The organism is Micromonospora sp. MH33 (genome assembly GCF_003013775.1).
GTDB lineage: Bacteria > Actinomycetota > Actinomycetes > Mycobacteriales > Micromonosporaceae > Micromonospora > Micromonospora fulviviridis.
The window spans coordinates 1-1573 of sequence record NZ_MUYZ01000617.1 but is presented as its reverse complement, the minus strand read 5'-3'; the positions used below and the strand labels follow the sequence as shown (position 1 = coordinate 1573).

General features: G+C 77.7%; 1 protein-coding gene and 2 pseudogenes. All 3 read left to right on the top strand.

Features of this window, described 5'->3' with window-relative positions; translation table 11 throughout:
* Positions 1 to 308: pseudogene (locus B0E53_RS36395) on the top strand (DUF4350 domain-containing protein); the annotation flags it as partial.
* Positions 305 to 1294: a MoxR family ATPase gene (locus B0E53_RS36390; protein WP_210406366.1), complete on the top strand. Its 990-nt coding sequence runs from the start codon at positions 305 to 307 to the stop codon at positions 1292 to 1294. The pseudogene B0E53_RS36395 and the gene B0E53_RS36390, both read left to right, overlap by 4 nt.
* Positions 1291 to 1573 (top strand): annotated as a pseudogene (locus tag B0E53_RS36385) (DUF58 domain-containing protein); the annotation flags it as partial. The gene B0E53_RS36390 and the pseudogene B0E53_RS36385, both read left to right, overlap by 4 nt.

Here is a 1573-nt window from a genome sequence, read left to right as displayed (position 1 = left end):
CCGCCGAGACGGTGCTCGGCCGGGCCCGGCTCTACCGCCGGGCCGGCGCCCGGGACACCGCCGCCGCGACACTGCGCGCCGCCGCGCTGGACCGGCTGCTGCCCCGGCTCAACCTGCCCCCGGACACGCCGGCCGACGAGGTGGCCGCCCGGGTCGCCGCGCACGCCGGGGCCGACCCGGAGCGGGTGGCGGAGCTGCTGCACGGCGCCGGCCCGGAGGACGACCGGGAGCTGCTGGAGCTGGCCCGCGATCTGGACGCCCTGACCCGTACCCTGGCCCCCCACCCGACCGAAGGAGATCCCCGGTGACCGGACCCGTCATCGCCGCCGCGTCGCCCGCCGCCCAGCCCGACGCCCGCGCCGCCCTGCACCGGCTGCGCGCCGAGGTGGCCAAGGCCGTCGTCGGGCAGGACGCCGTGGTCACCGGCCTGGTCATCGCGCTGCTCTGCCGCGGGCACGTGCTGCTGGAGGGCGTACCCGGGGTGGCCAAGACCCTGCTGGTGCGGACCGTGGCCGGCGCGCTGGACCTGGAGTCCAAGCGGGTGCAGTTCACCCCCGACCTGATGCCCGGCGACGTCACCGGGTCGCTGATCTTCGACCCGCGCACCGCCGCCTTCACCTTCCGGGAGGGGCCGGTCTTCACCAACCTGCTCCTCGCCGACGAGATCAACCGCACCCCGCCGAAGACCCAGTCGGCGCTGCTGGAGGTGATGGAGGAGCGGCAGGTCTCCGTCGAGGGCGAGCGCCGCCCGCTACCCGACCCGTTCATCGTGGCGGCCACCCAGAACCCCGTCGAGTACGAGGGCACCTACCCGCTGCCGGAGGCGCAGCTGGACCGGTTCCTGCTCAAGCTGACCGTGCCGCTGCCCGAGCGGGACGAGGAGCTGGGCGTGCTCCGCGCGCACCACGCCGGCTTCGACCCGCGCGACCTGCGCGCCGCCGGCGTACGCCCGGTGGCCACCGCGGCCGACCTGGCCGCCGCCCGGGCGGCGGTACGTGCGGTGCACGTGGCCGAACCGGTGCTCGGCTACATCGTGGACCTGTGCCGGGCCACCCGGGTCGCCCCGGCGCTGGAGCTGGGCGCCTCGCCCCGGGGCGCCACCGCCCTGCTGAGCACCGCCAAGGCGTGGTCCTGGCTGGCCGGCCGGGACCACGTCACCCCGGACGACGTGAAGGCGGTCGCCCGGCCCACCCTGCGGCACCGGCTCCGGCTGCGCCCGGAGGTGGAGCTGGAGGGCGTGACCGTGGACGCCGTGCTGGACGCGGTGCTGGCCACCGTGCCGACGCCGCGATGACCCGGCGGGCGGGTCTGCTGCTCGCGGCGAGCGCGGCGACCCTGCCGGCCTGGCCGGCGCCGTTCCTCGGCGTCGCCGTGCTGACCGCGGCGGTGCTGCTGCTGGTCGCCCTCGACTGGACCCTCGCGGCGCCGCTGCACGGGGTCACCGCCACCCGCGCCGGTGACCGGGCGGTCCGGCTCGGCGGTACCGCCACGGTCACCGTGCACCTGGCCAACGCCTCCGCCCGGACGCTGCGCGCCCAGGTGCGCGACGCCTGGGTGCCGTCGGCCGGGGCGC